This is a genomic window from Peribacillus phoenicis, from assembly GCF_047238085.1.
In the GTDB taxonomy this organism is placed as follows: domain Bacteria; phylum Bacillota; class Bacilli; order Bacillales; family DSM-1321; genus Peribacillus.
The window spans coordinates 5,001,895-5,017,374 of sequence record NZ_JBDFMF010000001.1; the positions used below are offsets into that span (position 1 = coordinate 5,001,895).

The window sequence follows — 15,480 nt, forward strand, 5'->3', positions numbered from 1 at the left end:
AATCAAAAAACTAGTATCCTTTTAACCTTTTTGTATAAAAAATCCATATTTTGTCCAAAATGCTAGTAGAACATTCCATAAACCACTGCCACACGATATTTTATATAGTTATTTATTTTAAAAATTACCAGAAAGGGAGTATGTAGAAATGAAGGTTCGTCAAGACGCCTGGACAGAAGAAGATGATTTGCTTTTGGCAGAAACGGTATTGCGCCATGTGCGGGAAGGCAGCACTCAGCTCAATGCTTTTGAAGAGGTAGGAGATAAGTTGAATCGCACCTCTGCAGCATGCGGATTCCGCTGGAATGCAGTTGTCCGCCATAATTATGATAAAGCGCTTTCCCTTGCCAAGAAACAGCGTAAGCAGCGGCAAAGGATCCTTGGAAAAGATCAAGGAGGGAAAAAACGGCTTCTTTATACACCGCCGTCCCCAACGATTTCCGACATAATGGTTCCCCATGTACAAGAAGAGGAACTAGAGTTGAATTCCGAAGTCGATACTACCAATTATGAAGCAGCAGAGGAATTCGTTGTGGCAGAAGCCCTCGCTCCTAAGACACTGCACACACCAGTAACTTTGGAAACGGCCATGAGCCTTGATACCGTCATCGCCTATTTAGAATCCATGAACGGTCGCATGCTTCAAGCCGAAGTATTAAAAACCGAAAATGAAAGATTGAAGCTTGAAATTAAAGGGCTGAAAAAGCGAAACGAAGAATTGGAGAATAAAATCAGCCACCTAGAACAAAACAGCGGCTTGATGCAGGAAGATTATGAAACTTTGATGAATATCATGAATCGAGCAAGAAAGCTGGTTTTGTTAGAGGAAGAGGAACGTCCGGCAACTAAGTTCAAGATGGACCGGAATGGCAATTTGGAAAAAATGGCCGAGTAATAAGATAATGTGGGGTTCTGTTATACAGATCAACCACATGCCAGAGGCCGTTTCCCCCATGTTTATCCGAAAAAGAGAGCCAACAAGGCTCTTTTTTCATTGTTTCAAGAAAGATGGAATACTATCTTCGCCTATCATACAGTCCTTTTACAGTTTCAGTGAATGCTAAAGTCGTATTAAATGACAGAAGCCGTTCCTGACTTAATGGAACGGCTTCTGTCATATCAATCCTTTAATGCATCGAATACTTTATCATTGCGTTCCACCACTCTCGTCAAGTACGCCTCATACAGCGGCCATTCCTGAACGGAAAGTGTGTCAGAGAATATCCTTTCGCTATGTTCCTTCAACACTTGAAGGAATCTGATCATCACGTCTTGAACACTCAATTGTACACCCAACAATTCTGTTAGGGACGCCATTACCGAAGGGACGATATCAGGATAAGCGAATTTGGTTTCTGCATTTCCTTTAGCTGCATCATAAAAACCCTTCACGAGACTGGCACGTTCAGCCCCGCTTCCATTGACACACAAATAGATTTGCACCGCTACGCCATTGCGGATCCTGCGTTGGGATATACCGGCAAACTTTTGACCATTTATACTTAAATCATAACTGCCAGGACAATAGGAACCGACGATTTCCCGCGCCTCCATCTTGACTGGGAAATCGGAAAACATCAATTGGACAAGCTTCCACATCGCATCATATCCACGATTGATCTCAATTTTCTGCTCGTTTTCAGGAAAAATGAGCGAAAAATTAAGGACCCCCTCATCCAGGACGACTGCCAGCCCTCCGGAATTCCTCACGATGGCCTGAAAACCATGTTCTTCCAAATGATCCAAACCCTTTTTAAGAAAAGGTAACTTCGTATCCTGTATACCCATGACGATGGTTCGGTGGTGTACCCACGCCCTGGCTACAGCCGCTGATTTACCTGACCCTACGGAAGCGCAAAATGTATCATCCATCGCAAAGGACTCCAGAGCTGGAAACTGAGGTCCAACGGAAGATTGATCAATAATCCTCCACTCTTGCTGCATTAATAATGAATCTGTTTCACCCATACGAATCTCCCTCTACATTTAATCCTCAAGCTGTCTATTGATACTGCGCCACAAATCCCTGTGCCGCTGTAATGACAGCCAGTTTATATACATCCTCTTCACTGCATCCCCTCGAAAGGTCATTCACCGGACGATTCAGCCCCTGAAGGATCGGACCGACCGCTTCGAAGCCACCCAAGCGCTGTACCATCTTATAGCTGATGTTCCCTGCTTCGAGACTTGGGAAAATAAAAACATTCGCATCCCCCTGAATAAGGGAATCCGGTGCTTTTTTCCTTGCTACCGAAGGAACGAAGGCCGCGTCAAACTGAAATTCCCCATCAAGAATGACTTCAGGGTCCATTTCTTTTGCCAAATCGACGGCATCAACCACTTTTAAGGTCTCGGGGGATGTTGCCGATCCCTTTGTCGAAAAGCTCAGCATCGCCACACGCGGTTCGATATCGAACATTATTGCAGTCTTCGCACTTTCTATAGCAATTTCAGCCAGGTCCTGGGAACTGGGGTTTATATTGATCGCACAATCCGCGAATACATATTTTTCTTCATCCCGGACCATGATGAATACTCCCGAGGTTTTTTGGACGCCCGGCTTTGTTTTAATGATCTTTAAGGCTGGGCGAACCGTATCCGCAGTCGAATGCGTTGCGCCACTAACCATTCCATGTGCCAGTTTCATATGGACGAGCATGGTTCCAAAATAGTTCTCATCCTTTAAGATTTCACGTGCTTGTACATCGGTCGCTTTACCATCACGGACCTTCACGAACGCTTCAACCATTTCATCCATCATGATATAATTCTTCGGATCATATATTTCGATTGCATCAAGGGAGATCTTTAGATCTTTTGCCTTCTCTTGAATCAACCCGATATCCCCGATCAATACCGGTGTCACCAGTTTTGCTTTGGCAAGCCTGCCTGCCGCTCCCAAAATCCGTTCATCCAACCCTTCTGGAAAAACGATCTTTAAATTATGCCCCGTAATTTTCGATTCCAATATTTCAAATAAATCACTCATTGGCTCTTCCTCCTTTTTAGATACGTTTCCCCATTTTTTTCTATATTTAACCATCCGTTAAAATCCATTGTCGTCTTCTTTTAAGAATACTCCAGCAGCCAGGTAAATTCCAGCCATCCGCAAATTTGAAAATTGCAGAAACACCGAAAAACAGTGATGGTGTTTGCGGGTTGATATAAATTTCCTTATACTGAAACTATGTTATATTAAAGTTATAATAAGACTTAGGAGTGATCGTAATGAGTGAAGCAGCACAAACACTGGACGGCTGGTATTGTTTACATGATTTCCGTCTAATCGACTGGTCTTCTTGGAAAACGTTATCAAGTGACGAGCGCCAATTGGCCATCTCTGAATTCCAAGGATTACTGGATAAATGGAATATGACACAAAGCGACAATGAAGGCAGCCATGCCCTTTATTCCATCGTTGGTCAGAAAGCGGACTTCATGCTTATGTTTGCCCGCCCAACAATGGAAGAATTGAATGCAATTGAAAACGAATTCAACAAAACGAAGCTTGCCGAATATACAATTCCCGCTTATTCATACGTTTCCGTCGTGGAATTAAGCAATTACTTAGCTGGTGGAGATGGTGAGGACCCATACCAGAACCCTCATGTCCGTTCCAGACTTTATCCGATACTTCCAAAGGCGAAACATGTATGCTTCTATCCAATGGACAAGCGTCGTGATGGCGATGATAACTGGTATATGCTTTCCATGGAAGAGCGCAAAGGCTTAATGCGTTCCCACGGCTTGATTGGCCGCAGTTATGCCGGTAAAGTAAAACAAATCATTTCGGGTTCTGTCGGTTTTGACGATTATGAATGGGGCGTGACACTATTCGCAGATGATGTCCTTCAATTCAAAAAATTAATCTATGAAATGCGTTTTGATGAAGTAAGTGCACGTTACGCTGCATTTGGTTCTTTCTTTGTAGGCAATATCCTGCCGGAAGAAAACGTACCTTCATTCCTATACGTATAAGACGATGAGCTTCCGGTTTCCGGAAGCTTTTTTTGCGTCCCCTCCTTATTTTTCCCCGGCTTTGGAATAAATCCATTCCACATCCCATACATTTTCAATAGTGATGAATTCATTTTTTCACAGTCCCATTCAGCTTCAGGAAAATTGATCAAGGCAATTCCTGACTCCAGCGAGGTGAAGGAACGTTACTTTTATTCATTTGCCGGCAAGAGGATATCGCTTATATCATGAACGGCTGCCGTTATGTATCGCTTAACATGCATTGTGGTTTTTTAAGCCACCCGGAGATTGTCCAGAAAACATATACAATACTACCGGTCGCTATAAATCGCACTGTTTCTTCCAGTCCACTCTCTCGGATTGTCCAAATTCCACAGCATCAACTAAACCTTGAATTTAGGAGGGAATGCAATGTCACAAAATAATCCTTATGGTAATTATCCGTACGGAGGAAGCCCTTATTACCCCTATGAAAATAATGAGCCTGAACTAAGGCAGCAAAATCCTAACCAGCAACAAGGTTACCCGCAGCAAGGATACCAACAGCCATCATACCAGCAACAACAGCCCACTATGGCAGGTACGCCACAACAAATGCCGATAACGATGGGTCAACCCCCTTCCGGACCACAGATACCTGGCATGCTTCCGGTCGAACAGTCGTACATCGAGAACATCTTGCGTTTGAATAAAGGGAAATTGGCCACTGTTTATACAACGTTTGAAAACAACAAGGAATGGAATGCCAAGATCTTCAAAGGAATCATCGAGGCTGCAGGACGCGATCACTTAATCATAAGCGATCCTCAAACGGGAAAACGATACTTAATCCCGATGGTATACTTAGATTATATAACGTTTGATGAAGAAATCGAATATGAATATCCATTCGGGGGCACTGGGCTTACCACCTATTCGCCAAGGTAAACAAATCCTAAATAGAAGAGCCTCAGAATCTATTTGATTTTGAGGCTCTTCTTTATTGGAATGACTTTTTGACAAAAAAAGCTGACCCAAGAAGATCAGCTACCTTCATTACAAGTATTTATATGCAGCAACGATCATTAAGACCCAAGCAACCAAGAAAGAAACTCCGCCAAGCGGTGTGATGGCCCCCAGGACTTTGATTTGCGTAACGCTTAGAACAAATAGACTTCCGGAAAACAGGATAATTCCTATTAACATAAGCCAGCCGGACCAGTTGATCAGCGGACTTGAAATTTTCCCGGCCAATAAACCGAGTACCAATAAACCCACCGCATGGAACATTTGATATTGAACAGCGGTTTGCCAGGTTTCTAAATATTTATCGGGAATTTTCCCTTCCAGTCCGTGTGCACCGAATGCACCTAGTGCCACAGCAATAAACCCATTCAATGCACCTAAAATGATGAACAGTTTCAATTATTTCGCTCCCCTTCCCTAATTTAAAAATCGAACAAGGACTCCCCATTGGCCTCATCCATTTTAACCGGTTCTACATTCGGTGTAGCCGACATAACGGGCTGGGTCAATGTGATTGGCTTCGGTATGCTGATGTTCACCGCTTTTTCATCAACCATTACTTCACAAAGGGACTTAATCGCAATTACATACCCCTGCACCTTATCCTCTGAATTTGTCTGTTTCGCTTTTAAAACAAGCTCTTCGATTTTATCTAACATTTGTCTTGATGAAATATCCAACTTTACCACCTCGTCTATATACAGGTCAAAACTATCATATCTAGCATAGCAAAAATCAGAGAAGAAAACACCTTGCATATTTCCTACCTTTTCATTGGCTTGGCTTGAAATTTCAAGCATGGCTGTCCTGAAGAATGAAAGACATCAAGAGAAGGCTGGTTTGATGTTTTGAATTGAAAAGCACGGCAGCCCTTTGGAAAACTTGGATCCCAAGTTATATAGAAATGACTGCACGCCATACAATTCACCCGTTTCGTTTTCCTGCCCATATCATCGGTTCGAAATTTTCCAATCAATTGGGGATTCCCCCATTTCCATCAGCAATTGATTTGTTTTGGAAAAAGGTTTTGTGCCAAAGAAACCACGGGTAGCCGACAGCGGACTTGGATGTACGGACTTAATGATTTTATGGCGGGTTTCATCAATCAAAGGGATTTTGGTTTGAGCAGGTTTTCCCCAAAGAATGAATACAACCGGTTTCGGACGGTCATTCAATAGGCGAATAACTTGATTCGTAAAGATTTCCCACCCTTTTCCGCGGTGTGAGTGCGCCTCTCCCTCACGCACAGTCAAGACGGTATTCAATAGAAGCACTCCCCGTTTTGCCCATTCAACAAGGTAACCATTATCCGGAACCTCATAGCCTAGATCGGTGTTTAACTCTTTAAAGATATTTTTTAAAGAGGGTGGGATGCGAACTTCCGGCTTAACTGAAAAACTAAGGCCATGCGCTTGACCAGGCCCATGGTAAGGGTCCTGTCCAAGGATGACAACCTTTACGTCCTCATAAGGAGTATAGTGAAGCGCATTGAAAATATCGTCCTGATCAGGATGAATGACTTGCTGGCTGTACTCTTGCTTTATAAATTCCCTTAGCTCCTGGTAATATTCTTTTTTGAATTCCTCTTTCAATAGAGGCCACCAATCATTTGTCAATAACTGCTTTTCCATCTGCCACAGCCCCTTTCCACTTTTTGAAACTATATTATATCAAACTTAATCGCCTTGCCTTTTCCATAGATTACGATTTATGTTTCTATATACCCCAAAAGTGGGAAAATAGAAAGTTAGTAAGCAATTTAACCATGTTGGAGGATTCCCTATGAAAAAATGGTACAAAAGAAAACGATTTTATCTGCTTGTCAGCATTTTGATCGTCATTGCAATCGTAATCGTCTATAACAGCTACAAGCCTCTCCCCGATGGTATTTCTTATGAAGGAAAAGTTCATCATGTCGAGGATATCGATTTCATCTATGACCTCTCCTACCACGATGAACAAGGGAATCTGCAACATGAGCAGCGAATTTTCCAAACCATTAATCAAGCAATAGAAGAGGCTGATTCTTATATCGTAATCGATATGTTTTTGTTTAATGCTTTTTATGATGAAAAGGTAAACTTCCCGAAGTTAACCGAGACTCTGAAGGATAATCTGGTGAAACAGAAGAAAAGGAAACCTGATCTCAAGGTTATATTCATTACAGATGAAGTGAATACTTCCTATAATGCCTACCAATTAGAGGCATTGGAAACGATGAAGAAAAATGGAATTGATGTCATCGTTACCAACCTAGACCGCCTCCGGGATCCGAATCCTCTCTATTCAGGGGTGTATCGGACCTTTTTCCAATGGTTCGGTGAAAGCGGAAAAGGCTGGATTGTCAATCCAATGGCCAAAAGCGCGCCAAAGGTCACCTTGCGTTCTTATCTTAGACTGATGAATATCAAAGCCAATCACAGAAAAGTGGTCGCTACTGAAAAAACGGCCATCATCTCATCTGCCAATCCTCATGACGCAAGTGGATTCCATTCCAATATCGCGTTCCAGATGGATGGGAATATCATCGGTGATTTTCTTAAAGCCGAAGAAGCCGCTTCGAAATTCTCGGGAGGACCAAAGTCATTTCCTGAGTTCAAGGGGACATCGGCAGATAAAGGACCGATATCGGTACAACTGCTAACGGAAGGAAAAATCAATAAACATGTCCTTAAGGCAATTAAAGATGCAAAAAAGGGGGACAAGATCCATCTTGCCATGTTCTACATTGCCGATCGCGAGGTTGTCGAGGCATTAACGGATGCAGCTGAACGGGGTGTGAAGATTCAAATGATATTGGATCCGAATCAAAACGCTTTCGGAAGTGAGAAAATCGGGCTTCCCAATCTTCCGGTTGCCGCCGAATTCGAAAAACTGGGGGATGAAAACATCTCGATCCGCTGGTACAAAACAGATAAAGAACAGTTCCATACAAAGTTGATGATGATCCAAAAGGCTAATGAAACGGTTATCCTTGGAGGATCGGCTAATTATACCTCCCGCAATCTGGATGACTATAATCTTGAAGCGAATGTTGAAATCCATGCTCCAAATGATGCTGACGTTTCCAAGGATGTCGATAGCTATTTTCAAAGACTTTGGACAAATCAAAACGGAACTTACACGGTGGATTACAGTGAATACCAAAAGAAACTGCCTGTCTTCAAATACTTGACCTACCGCATTCAAAAGGTATTCCGCTTCACCACTTACTAAATATTCTTCGATAAAAATGTTTATCCGTGCCCAAACGAGGTTATATACTACTATAGCCAATCAACAACTGTAATAAGCAAGATTCCATTTACCTATTTCCAAGAGAATCTCACTAAAATTCAAGGAGGAGTTTATATGTATCAAGTACATGTAGTAGAAAACGGTTTACAAGCAAAGGAAAAAATCGATGAATTAATTACATCAGGTTATACGAAAGACGATGTATATTTGTTTGCCCATGACAAAACCCGTTCAAAACACCTTACCGAGAATACAAATACAGAAGGTGTAGGCATGAAGGAACAAGGTTTCCTTGATACCGTCGGAAATCTCTTTAAATCACGCGGAGATGAACTTCGTAATCGAATGAGCAACCTTGGCCTTAGTGATATGGAGGCAGAACGTTACGAGGAAGTTCTTGACGAAGGAAAAGTAGTCATCGTCGCTTCGAAACAAGATAATAAAGACGGGGTTACACACTAAACCCGATGACCATTACCCTATATGGATTCATAAAAAAGCGAGGCCCCAAAACCTGTGGCCTCGCTTTTTATATTCATTATCCAAGGATTCTTTGGTACGCGGCCTTTGCATGGACCATGTCCTTCGTACCGTGAATCAACGCCCGTCCATCCTTGAAAATGACGATACGCTCCCCAGCTTTTTCACAAGAGAGAAGAAATGGATTGAATTTCACCAAATAGCCGCTGCCGTCCAGATCTTTGGCTAATTTCTCGAGCTGCAATTCCAAAGGTTTTGGCGGTCTTACCTGTACAGTGTCCCTCCCGCAAAGAACAGCCGTTTTCGTTGCATTTTCCATTGTTAAAAAGGGGTATGTCCTCTGCTCTCCGCATGAGAGACAATCTTTCTTTTTCGCTTTTGTCAATTTAACGGTTTGGTATTGATTTCTCCACAGATCAAAAGTAACAAGTGCAGGTCGTACCGATTCCCAATCTTCAACAAGGATTTTCAAAGCTTCGGCAGTTTGGTGTGCCACTACCATCGTTACAGCTGGTGATATGATTCCTCCTGTGTCACAGGTCATCCCTTGAATGGGGATAGCTTTAAGCAAACAGTGCAAACATGGAGTCTGTCCGGGAAGGATAGTCAAAGCCATGCCCACACTCCCCACACATGCCCCATAAATCCACGGTATATGAAGCTTTTGTGATAAATCATTAATAATCATCCGTGTCTCAAAATTATCGGTTGCATCCAATATCAAATCAACATCACCAAGCAGCTGCTCAAGGTTTTGGGCAGTTGCGTCCATGATGATGGCATTCACTTCAACTTCATGATTGATATCAAATAAATGACGCTTTGCCGCTTCTGCTTTTGGCAGCTTCTCCTCGACATCCCGTTCCGTATACATTTGTTGGCGCTGTAAATTACTGGTCTCGACATAATCCCTGTCGACAATGGTAAGCTTCCCTACTCCTGCACGAGTAAGGGCCTCGGCATTAGCAGATCCCAAAGCCCCTGCACCAAGAAGCAAGACATGCTTCTTCATAATTTTCAATTGGCCCCCTTCACCGATGGGGGCGAATAAAGTCTGCCTTGAAAATCGCTCTTTCACCGTGAACCCTCCCTTCCGAATGCTTTAGCCTCCACTTACTGGCGGAATGAAAGCAACTGTATCTCCATCAGATAGAATTGTGTCATCATCGGCAAATTCTTCATTGACCGCTGTCATCACAGTTTCAAGACCTTCCAATTGAAAATCCACCTTCATTTTTCCTTTTAGCTGGGCCACACTCATTCCATTTCCTTCTATAGTAACAGTCTCTTTGCCTAGCTCATCTTTCAAATGGGCAAATAAAAGTACATTAACCATCAATATCCCCCTCTTCCGGTTTCCCCGTTGGATATGGAACGGTTTCCAACTGGTTTCCGACCCATGTCTCCCCATCTTCCCAGTGTTCTTTTTTCCAAATCGGGACGATTTCTTTAATTCTTTCAATCGCATACCTGTTTGCCTCATATGCATCATTTCGGTGTGGCGTACTAACGGCAATAACCACTGCGATATCCGTGATTTCAAGTTTACCTACACGATGGGTGATCGCCGTTTCTGCATCAGGCCAACGCTCCTTGATCTCAGATCCGATTTGCTCCAATTTCTTGATGGCCATCGGTTCATACGCTTCATATATTAAGAAGAGAGTCTTTTTTCCTTTCGTCATTTCCCTCACCGTACCAATAAAGGTCGTGACGGCACCTGCATTTCGACTGACTACTTTATCAATCACTTCCTGGATGACAATCGGCTCTTTTGAAATATTATAATTCATGTCTACCATCCTTTATATATAATTCAGTTTGATCAATATAACCTGCCTCTTGATAATCTTCCATCGTATTCATATTGAAAAAAAGGTATTGAAAATGTTCAGGATTCTCGCGATATAACTTAAAGTCGGTTTCTTTCATGATTTTCACCGAAATCTTTTCCAAAAATAGACTCATTTTCAATTCATGTTTTAATAAACAGTCCGTCAGTACAGGAAGACACCTTTTATGGTAAACAGCAAAAAGCGGCTGGATCCTGCCATTTATTTCTGGAATGACTGCATCGAATTCAGGTTCATAATGGGAAATGATATCCTTTATGGCATCAGCATTCACAAACGGCATATCACAGGCTGCAAGGAACTGAAGCTCCGTTTTCGATGAGGTCAACCCTGCATGCAATCCGCCAAGAGGTCCATGATCTTTATGTAAATCCGGAATTAGCGGCAGCTGCAGAAAACGATATTCTTCAAATGTATTCGTAATGACCATAATGTTTTCTGACACCTTTTTCAATTCGGATGCCACTCTTGAAATGTTCACAACGCCACTTATGGTCAACAGGGCCTTATTCACGCCCATACGGCTTGATTTCCCACCAGCTAAAAGCAACATTGTCCATTCCATAGAAATCACCCTCCCTTTTTTGGGTTTAATCCAGCATCGAACGGTAAAGCTATACTAAATGTATCCACTATATTTAAATATTTTAAATCAACTTTGAAAATAATGACACCTTCGCAAACTTTGCTTTGTAAATCAAAAGATGGAAAGTAGGCCACACTTCCATTTTATATTCTGAATTCCAGGTCCGAAAAATGACACATGCGTGGCCATTCCATTACCTTTCTTAAGGTACTCATATTAAGGTGAAAACTAAGTTTTACATAAAAGAAATTTTGGTATATTCTAAAAATAGGATATTAACTGGTATGCTGATAATATCGATATCTAATTCTCCTGAGGAGGTCACATAATGACTATGAAAAGAGCTATGACAGTTGCCGGATCGGATTCGAGCGGCGGTGCCGGTCTTCAAGCGGATTTAAAGACATTCCAAGAATTCGGCGTTTACGGTATGTCCGCATTAACGACAATCGTGACGATGGATCCAAAGAATGGCTGGTCCCATAATGTATTCCCTACACCGGTCGAGGTTTTAGAAGCCCAAATCGAAACGATTCTATCAATCGGCATTGATGCCATGAAAACGGGAATGCTTGGATCAGTGGAAATCATTGAACTTGTTGCCCGTAAAATAGACGAGTTGAAGCTGGACAAGGTCGTAATCGATCCAGTTATGGTATGTAAAGGTGAAGATGAAGTATTGCACCCTGAAACTGCTGTAGCTCTGCGCGAACTGCTTGTTCCACGTGCAACTGTAGTCACGCCAAACCTGTTCGAGGCCGCTCAGTTAGCGGGAACTGCGCCTATCAAGACGATTGACGATATGAGGGCTGCAGCCGAAAAGATTCATGCACTTGGTGCAAAATATGTCTTGATCAAAGGCGGTAATAAGCTGGATCATGATAAAGCCATTGACCTTTTATATGATGGAACTGAATTTGAAATCCTTGAATCAGAAAAAATCGAAACGACCAATACACATGGTGCCGGCTGTTCATCTTCAGCAGCCATCGCAGCTCAATTGGCTGAAGGGAAAAGCCCGCGTGAGGCTGTCCTCATTGCTAAAGACTTCATCACCGAGGCCGTTCGCCATTCTTGGAAGATGAATGATTATGTTGGACCTGTCAATCATGGTGCATACCATAAATATGGAATCGCTGAAAAAACACAAAAATAAAACATCAAGTTTAATGGCCGCTCAAATTCATCGAGCGGCCTTTTTCGCTTTTTTTGTTTTTATTTAGTAAAATAGAAAGAAGGAAAAGCTTATCTAGCCGCCCAGTTAAGGAGGAAATTATAGAATGAAACCTATAGACCGTACAGAGGTGCAAAATGCCATTGATTCTTTCGCAGGACAAGATGTATATCTTCACCTTGAAACGACAAATGGTGCCTATGCCACTCATGTAGATGAAGCTTTCTTTTCGGCAGGTGCTTATATTCGTAATGCTCTTATACAGTATGAACATGGGAAGATAGTTGGGGATGGGCCCTACCGCATCGGCTTGAAGCTCAATATTGGCTGGGTATATGCAGAAGGCGTTAACCACTTCGAAATGGATGAACAAGGGAGATTGCTATTGGCAGGCCTTGATTTTTCCGGAAAGCTTGCTGTCTCCATGCAGCTCAGTCCCACTCCTTTTGAATGATGACAACTTGCATGATATATATCATATAATTCCGATGAAAACTCCCATTTACCGATAACCATACTCACTGTAAGTAGAACGGAAGGAGAAATATACCTTGGAAAAAGAACGCCATGTATTAGTTATATTCCCACATCCCGATGATGAAGCCTTCTCGGTCTCCGGAACGCTTGCCCTTCATAGAGAAGCGGGCACTCCTGTCACCTATTTATGCTTAACTTTAGGAGAAATGGGACGTAATTTAGGAAACCCTCCATTTGCAACAAGGGAATCGCTCCCTAAAATTCGCAAAAAGGAATTAATCGATGCAGCAAATGCGATTGGCATCCAAGATTTACGCATGCTTGGATTGCGTGATAAGACAATTGAATTCGAAGATGATGAAAAGCTTACTTCATTATTTACCGATGCCATCAATGAATTGAATCCTTCATTGATCATTACGTTTTACCCAGGATACAGTGTCCATCCTGACCATGAAGCGACAGCACGGGCTGTGGTGCGGGCCGTTGAAAGAATGGATGCGAAAGAGAGGCCTAAACTTCATTGTGTCGCCTTCTCGAATAACTGCATTGACGAATTAGGGCAACCTGACATTATCCATGATATCTCTGCCGTCGAAGAAAAAAAGGTAGCCACATTCACTGCCCACCGTTCGCAAACTCAGGCAATGGTGATCGATTGGAAAGAGAAATTCGAAAATCAGGATGCCGATTTTCTAGACTGGATCCGTAAAGAACGATTATGGACCTATAAGTTTTAAAGAAACCGCCAATATGGCGGTTTTCTTTGTTTATGGCATAAAAAAACGCCTGTGGGATACAGGCGGAGAAAAGGGGGATACTTTGGAAAATCAATCATAATATAAGCATCCCCAAAATTCTTCATTTTATACAATCATATTCAAAAAATTAGGCAGACAAGCGTTCCTCATGCTGCATTCTCACTCTTGCCGAGGCTTTTTTTCCATGCGCCAAGTAATAAATGCCAATAAGTATGAACGCAAAGATCGACATTCCCATGAATAACCCTTTGAACCCTGTATATGGAATAAGGAATCCCAATAGGAATGGGCCCACACCAATACCGAAGTCATACATTGTAAAAAACGTGGATGTGGCTAACCCCATCCGATTCGATGGGGCTTCCTTGATGGAAATCGCTTGACTGCTTGATTGGAACGTACCATACCCCACTCCAATAAAGGCACCGGCAATCAAAAGCGTGATACCATGATGCGATTGGCTGAGGATGACCATACCGACGGCAAATAGCAAGAGCGATGGGTAAATAACTGCATTTTCCCCCTTCACATCAAACATCCGGCCTGTAAACGGACGGGAAGCCAAAAGGAATACAGCAAATACGACAAAGAAAAAGCTTGCCGCATCCATTAAATCCATTTCTTTTGCAAAAGATGTTAAATAGGACAAGATGCTCGAATAGGTAAATCCGGCAAACCCGATAAAAATGGAAATGGGCAGTGCCCTTTTTTCAAAGTAATCACTGATTTTAAATCCTTTTTGTGCCGAAGCTCCGACCTTTTCCCCTTCAGGCACATTCATGAATAACGATGCAACTAAAGAAAACGCGGCAAATAAAGAGGCTGCATAGAAAATGATGGAATAACTGAAATGCTGTGTTATCAGCAATCCAATAAACGGGCCGAAAGCCATTGCCAAGTTTGTACTCATGGCAAAGTAACCTGTGCCTTCCCCGCGTCTTTCATTCGGAATGATATCTGCAGCAATCGTTCCAGTTGCCGTAGTGGCAAGGCCAAAAGCAAAACCGTGAATAAGCCGATCGATCAATAAGAGGGATAAACCATTCACCAGGAAATAGCCGATGGATGCGATCAGGAATAGAACCAACGAGCCAAGCAACATCTTTCTGCGGCCGATCTTGTCAATTTTTTTCCCTGCAATCGGTCTGACAAGCACAGCCCCAAGAACAAAAATACTTGAAGCAAGCCCAGCTTGTGCTTGCGATGCATGAAAATTATCCATCGTATAAATGGTCAATGTCACCATCAAGACATAAAAAGTTAAGAATAGAAAAAAGTTCGCAGACGAAACAATCAGAAAGTCTTTCGTCCACAATTTTGGTTTGTGATTCATTTCAATCCTTCTTCCTTACTATTGTTTTAATTTTTCCTTCAGGAAAATCAACGTTCGTAACGTTGTCTCCCGGTCTTCTTCAGCCAAACCGCTCATTAATTGAAGTTCAAATTCCTCAACTACCTTTTTGGCCTCTTGATAGGTCCTTACACCTGACTCCGTTAACTGTATTCTCCGTTCCCGCTTATCTTTTCCTGGGACTTGTTCAATCAAATCAAGTTCTTCCAACCGATTTACCGTCCTCGTTACCGTCGGTTTCTCCACATCTAAATAAGTGCTTATTTCAACAAGCGTAGAACAGCCAAACTGACTCAGATAATATACAATCGACCATTGTGAATGAAAAAGATCAACCTTGGCCAATTGTTCATTTAACTTTTTCGTAAATGACCTTGAAAATTGTAAGTTATGATGAAAAAAACCATTTTGAAAGGACAAAGGTATTCCTCCTGTAAATTAGTTACCTAGGTAACTATACACCTATTCATGAAAAATGTCTAGACTTCGGATGAACGAAAATAATCGTAGACACACTGTTTCCTCAGCTTCTCCATCGCTTCCGACACAAAAAATCCCCTTTTCAGGAGATTCGGGCT

At 42.3% G+C, this 15,480-nt stretch carries 18 protein-coding genes and 2 pseudogenes; 9 read left to right on the plus strand and 11 right to left on the minus strand.

The window, feature by feature from the left end; all coding sequences use genetic code 11:
• Positions 1-148: 148 nt before the first annotated feature.
• Together ABC374_RS24770 and ABC374_RS24775 are read left to right on the plus strand one after the other, a co-directional pair.
• Positions 149-428: pseudogene (locus ABC374_RS24770) on the plus strand (RsfA family transcriptional regulator); the annotation flags it as partial.
• A gap of 164 nt (positions 429-592) precedes the next feature.
• Positions 593-895: pseudogene (locus ABC374_RS24775) on the plus strand (hypothetical protein); the annotation flags it as partial.
• A gap of 224 nt (positions 896-1,119) precedes the next feature.
• Here the strand turns inward: ABC374_RS24775 and lipL are convergent.
• Both lipL and pta read right to left on the minus strand, forming a co-directional pair.
• Positions 1,120-1,968 carry an octanoyl-[GcvH]:protein N-octanoyltransferase gene (gene lipL / locus ABC374_RS24780; protein WP_413020036.1) on the minus strand — a complete coding sequence of 283 codons (849 nt, stop codon included), beginning with the start codon at positions 1,966-1,968 and terminating at the stop codon, positions 1,120-1,122.
• Positions 1,969-2,002: 34 nt separating this feature from the next.
• The gene (gene pta, locus ABC374_RS24785) at positions 2,003-2,989 is read right to left on the minus strand and encodes a phosphate acetyltransferase (protein ID WP_413020037.1); all 987 of its coding nucleotides are present in this window, start codon (positions 2,987-2,989) and stop codon (positions 2,003-2,005) included.
• A gap of 239 nt (positions 2,990-3,228) precedes the next feature.
• Here pta and hemQ point away from each other — a divergent pair, with 239 nt between their 5' ends.
• Both hemQ and gerQ read left to right on the plus strand, forming a co-directional pair.
• Positions 3,229-3,978: a hydrogen peroxide-dependent heme synthase gene (hemQ, locus tag ABC374_RS24790; RefSeq protein WP_214744282.1), complete on the plus strand. Its 750-nt coding sequence runs from the start codon at positions 3,229-3,231 to the stop codon at positions 3,976-3,978.
• Positions 3,979-4,389: 411 nt separating this feature from the next.
• Positions 4,390-4,905, plus strand: a complete 516-nt coding sequence (gerQ, locus tag ABC374_RS24795) for a spore coat protein GerQ (protein ID WP_350300714.1) — start codon at positions 4,390-4,392, stop codon at positions 4,903-4,905.
• Between the two features lie 108 nt (positions 4,906-5,013).
• Here the strand turns inward: gerQ and ABC374_RS24800 are convergent, their stop codons facing one another.
• The 3 genes from ABC374_RS24800 to ABC374_RS24810 all read right to left on the minus strand — a co-directional run bounded on the left by ABC374_RS24800 (position 5,014) and on the right by ABC374_RS24810 (position 6,614).
• Positions 5,014-5,382, minus strand: coding sequence for a DUF423 domain-containing protein (locus ABC374_RS24800; RefSeq protein ID WP_137017372.1), 369 nt, complete (start codon positions 5,380-5,382; stop codon positions 5,014-5,016).
• A gap of 23 nt (positions 5,383-5,405) precedes the next feature.
• Positions 5,406-5,663 (minus strand): YwdI family protein, encoded by a 258-nt coding sequence (locus ABC374_RS24805; RefSeq protein WP_137023602.1) that lies wholly within the window; start codon positions 5,661-5,663, stop codon positions 5,406-5,408.
• 270 nt (positions 5,664-5,933) lie between these two features.
• On the minus strand, positions 5,934-6,614 hold the full coding sequence (locus ABC374_RS24810; protein ID WP_413020039.1) for a uracil-DNA glycosylase: 681 nt from the start codon (positions 6,612-6,614) through the stop codon (positions 5,934-5,936).
• A gap of 151 nt (positions 6,615-6,765) precedes the next feature.
• On the opposite strand from ABC374_RS24810, the gene ABC374_RS24815 reads away from it, so the two are divergent.
• Together ABC374_RS24815 and ABC374_RS24820 are read left to right on the plus strand one after the other, a co-directional pair.
• Entirely contained in the window at positions 6,766-8,199 is a 1,434-nt protein-coding gene (locus tag ABC374_RS24815) for a phospholipase D family protein (RefSeq protein ID WP_350300716.1), read from the plus strand.
• A 135-nt stretch (positions 8,200-8,334) separates the two neighbouring features.
• Entirely contained in the window at positions 8,335-8,682 is a 348-nt protein-coding gene (locus ABC374_RS24820; protein WP_350300717.1) for a YflT domain-containing protein, read from the plus strand.
• Between the two features lie 76 nt (positions 8,683-8,758).
• Here ABC374_RS24820 and ABC374_RS24825 read toward each other — a convergent pair whose 3' ends face one another.
• From ABC374_RS24825 to mobA, 4 genes are read right to left on the minus strand one after another with little or no spacing between them, the layout of a single operon-like run.
• Entirely contained in the window at positions 8,759-9,778 is a 1,020-nt protein-coding gene (locus ABC374_RS24825) for a MoeB/ThiF family adenylyltransferase (RefSeq protein WP_413020040.1), read from the minus strand.
• 24 nt (positions 9,779-9,802) lie between these two features.
• Positions 9,803-10,036: a molybdopterin converting factor subunit 1 gene (gene moaD / locus ABC374_RS24830; RefSeq protein ID WP_350300719.1), complete on the minus strand. Its 234-nt coding sequence runs from the start codon at positions 10,034-10,036 to the stop codon at positions 9,803-9,805.
• A complete protein-coding gene (locus ABC374_RS24835) occupies positions 10,029-10,493 on the minus strand; it encodes a molybdenum cofactor biosynthesis protein MoaE (protein ID WP_413020041.1) in 465 nt (154 codons plus the stop codon). Before ABC374_RS24835 ends, moaD begins: the two co-directional genes overlap by 8 nt.
• A complete protein-coding gene (mobA, locus tag ABC374_RS24840; protein WP_350300721.1) occupies positions 10,483-11,118 on the minus strand; it encodes a molybdenum cofactor guanylyltransferase in 636 nt (211 codons plus the stop codon). Before mobA ends, ABC374_RS24835 begins: the two co-directional genes overlap by 11 nt.
• Positions 11,119-11,467: 349 nt before the next feature.
• On the opposite strand from mobA, the gene pdxK reads away from it, so the two are divergent.
• The 3 genes from pdxK (at position 11,468) to bshB2 (ending at position 13,530) form a co-directional block, all read left to right on the plus strand.
• Positions 11,468-12,295, plus strand: coding sequence for a pyridoxine/pyridoxal/pyridoxamine kinase (gene pdxK / locus ABC374_RS24845; RefSeq protein WP_350300722.1), 828 nt, complete (start codon positions 11,468-11,470; stop codon positions 12,293-12,295).
• A gap of 124 nt (positions 12,296-12,419) precedes the next feature.
• Positions 12,420-12,767, plus strand: coding sequence for a YojF family protein (locus ABC374_RS24850; protein ID WP_096339115.1), 348 nt, complete (start codon positions 12,420-12,422; stop codon positions 12,765-12,767).
• Positions 12,768-12,864: 97 nt separating this feature from the next.
• Complete coding sequence (gene bshB2 / locus ABC374_RS24855; protein ID WP_350300723.1) at positions 12,865-13,530, plus strand: bacillithiol biosynthesis deacetylase BshB2; 666 nt, start codon at positions 12,865-12,867, stop codon at positions 13,528-13,530.
• A gap of 148 nt (positions 13,531-13,678) precedes the next feature.
• Here the strand turns inward: bshB2 and ABC374_RS24860 are convergent, their stop codons facing one another.
• The gene (locus tag ABC374_RS24860; protein WP_350300724.1) at positions 13,679-14,884 is read right to left on the minus strand and encodes an MFS transporter; all 1,206 of its coding nucleotides are present in this window, start codon (positions 14,882-14,884) and stop codon (positions 13,679-13,681) included.
• Positions 14,885-14,902: 18 nt separating this feature from the next.
• The gene (locus ABC374_RS24865) at positions 14,903-15,322 is read right to left on the minus strand and encodes a MarR family winged helix-turn-helix transcriptional regulator (protein ID WP_413020042.1); all 420 of its coding nucleotides are present in this window, start codon (positions 15,320-15,322) and stop codon (positions 14,903-14,905) included.
• Between the last annotated feature and the right edge of the window lie 158 nt (positions 15,323-15,480).

Bases quoted from the DNA above. Each gene is read 5' to 3' on its own strand.
- ABC374_RS24815 (WP_350300716.1), top strand. From the start codon at position 6,766: ATGAAAAAATGGTACAAAAGAAAACGATTTTATCTGCTTGTCAGCATT.
- ABC374_RS24850 (WP_096339115.1), top strand. From the start codon at position 12,420: ATGAAACCTATAGACCGTACAGAGGTGCAAAATGCCATTGATTCTTTC.
- pta (WP_413020037.1), bottom strand. From the start codon at position 2,989: ATGAGTGATTTATTTGAAATATTGGAATCGAAAATTACGGGGCATAAT.
- ABC374_RS24820 (WP_350300717.1), top strand. From the start codon at position 8,335: ATGTATCAAGTACATGTAGTAGAAAACGGTTTACAAGCAAAGGAAAAA.
- ABC374_RS24810 (WP_413020039.1), bottom strand. From the start codon at position 6,614: ATGGAAAAGCAGTTATTGACAAATGATTGGTGGCCTCTATTGAAAGAG.
- lipL (WP_413020036.1), bottom strand. From the start codon at position 1,968: ATGGGTGAAACAGATTCATTATTAATGCAGCAAGAGTGGAGGATTATT.
- gerQ (WP_350300714.1), top strand. From the start codon at position 4,390: ATGTCACAAAATAATCCTTATGGTAATTATCCGTACGGAGGAAGCCCT.
- mobA (WP_350300721.1), bottom strand. From the start codon at position 11,118: ATGGAATGGACAATGTTGCTTTTAGCTGGTGGGAAATCAAGCCGTATG.
- ABC374_RS24860 (WP_350300724.1), bottom strand. From the start codon at position 14,884: ATGAATCACAAACCAAAATTGTGGACGAAAGACTTTCTGATTGTTTCG.
- ABC374_RS24835 (WP_413020041.1), bottom strand. From the start codon at position 10,493: ATGAATTATAATATTTCAAAAGAGCCGATTGTCATCCAGGAAGTGATT.
- pdxK (WP_350300722.1), top strand. From the start codon at position 11,468: ATGACTATGAAAAGAGCTATGACAGTTGCCGGATCGGATTCGAGCGGC.
- moaD (WP_350300719.1), bottom strand. From the start codon at position 10,036: ATGGTTAATGTACTTTTATTTGCCCATTTGAAAGATGAGCTAGGCAAA.
- hemQ (WP_214744282.1), top strand. From the start codon at position 3,229: ATGAGTGAAGCAGCACAAACACTGGACGGCTGGTATTGTTTACATGAT.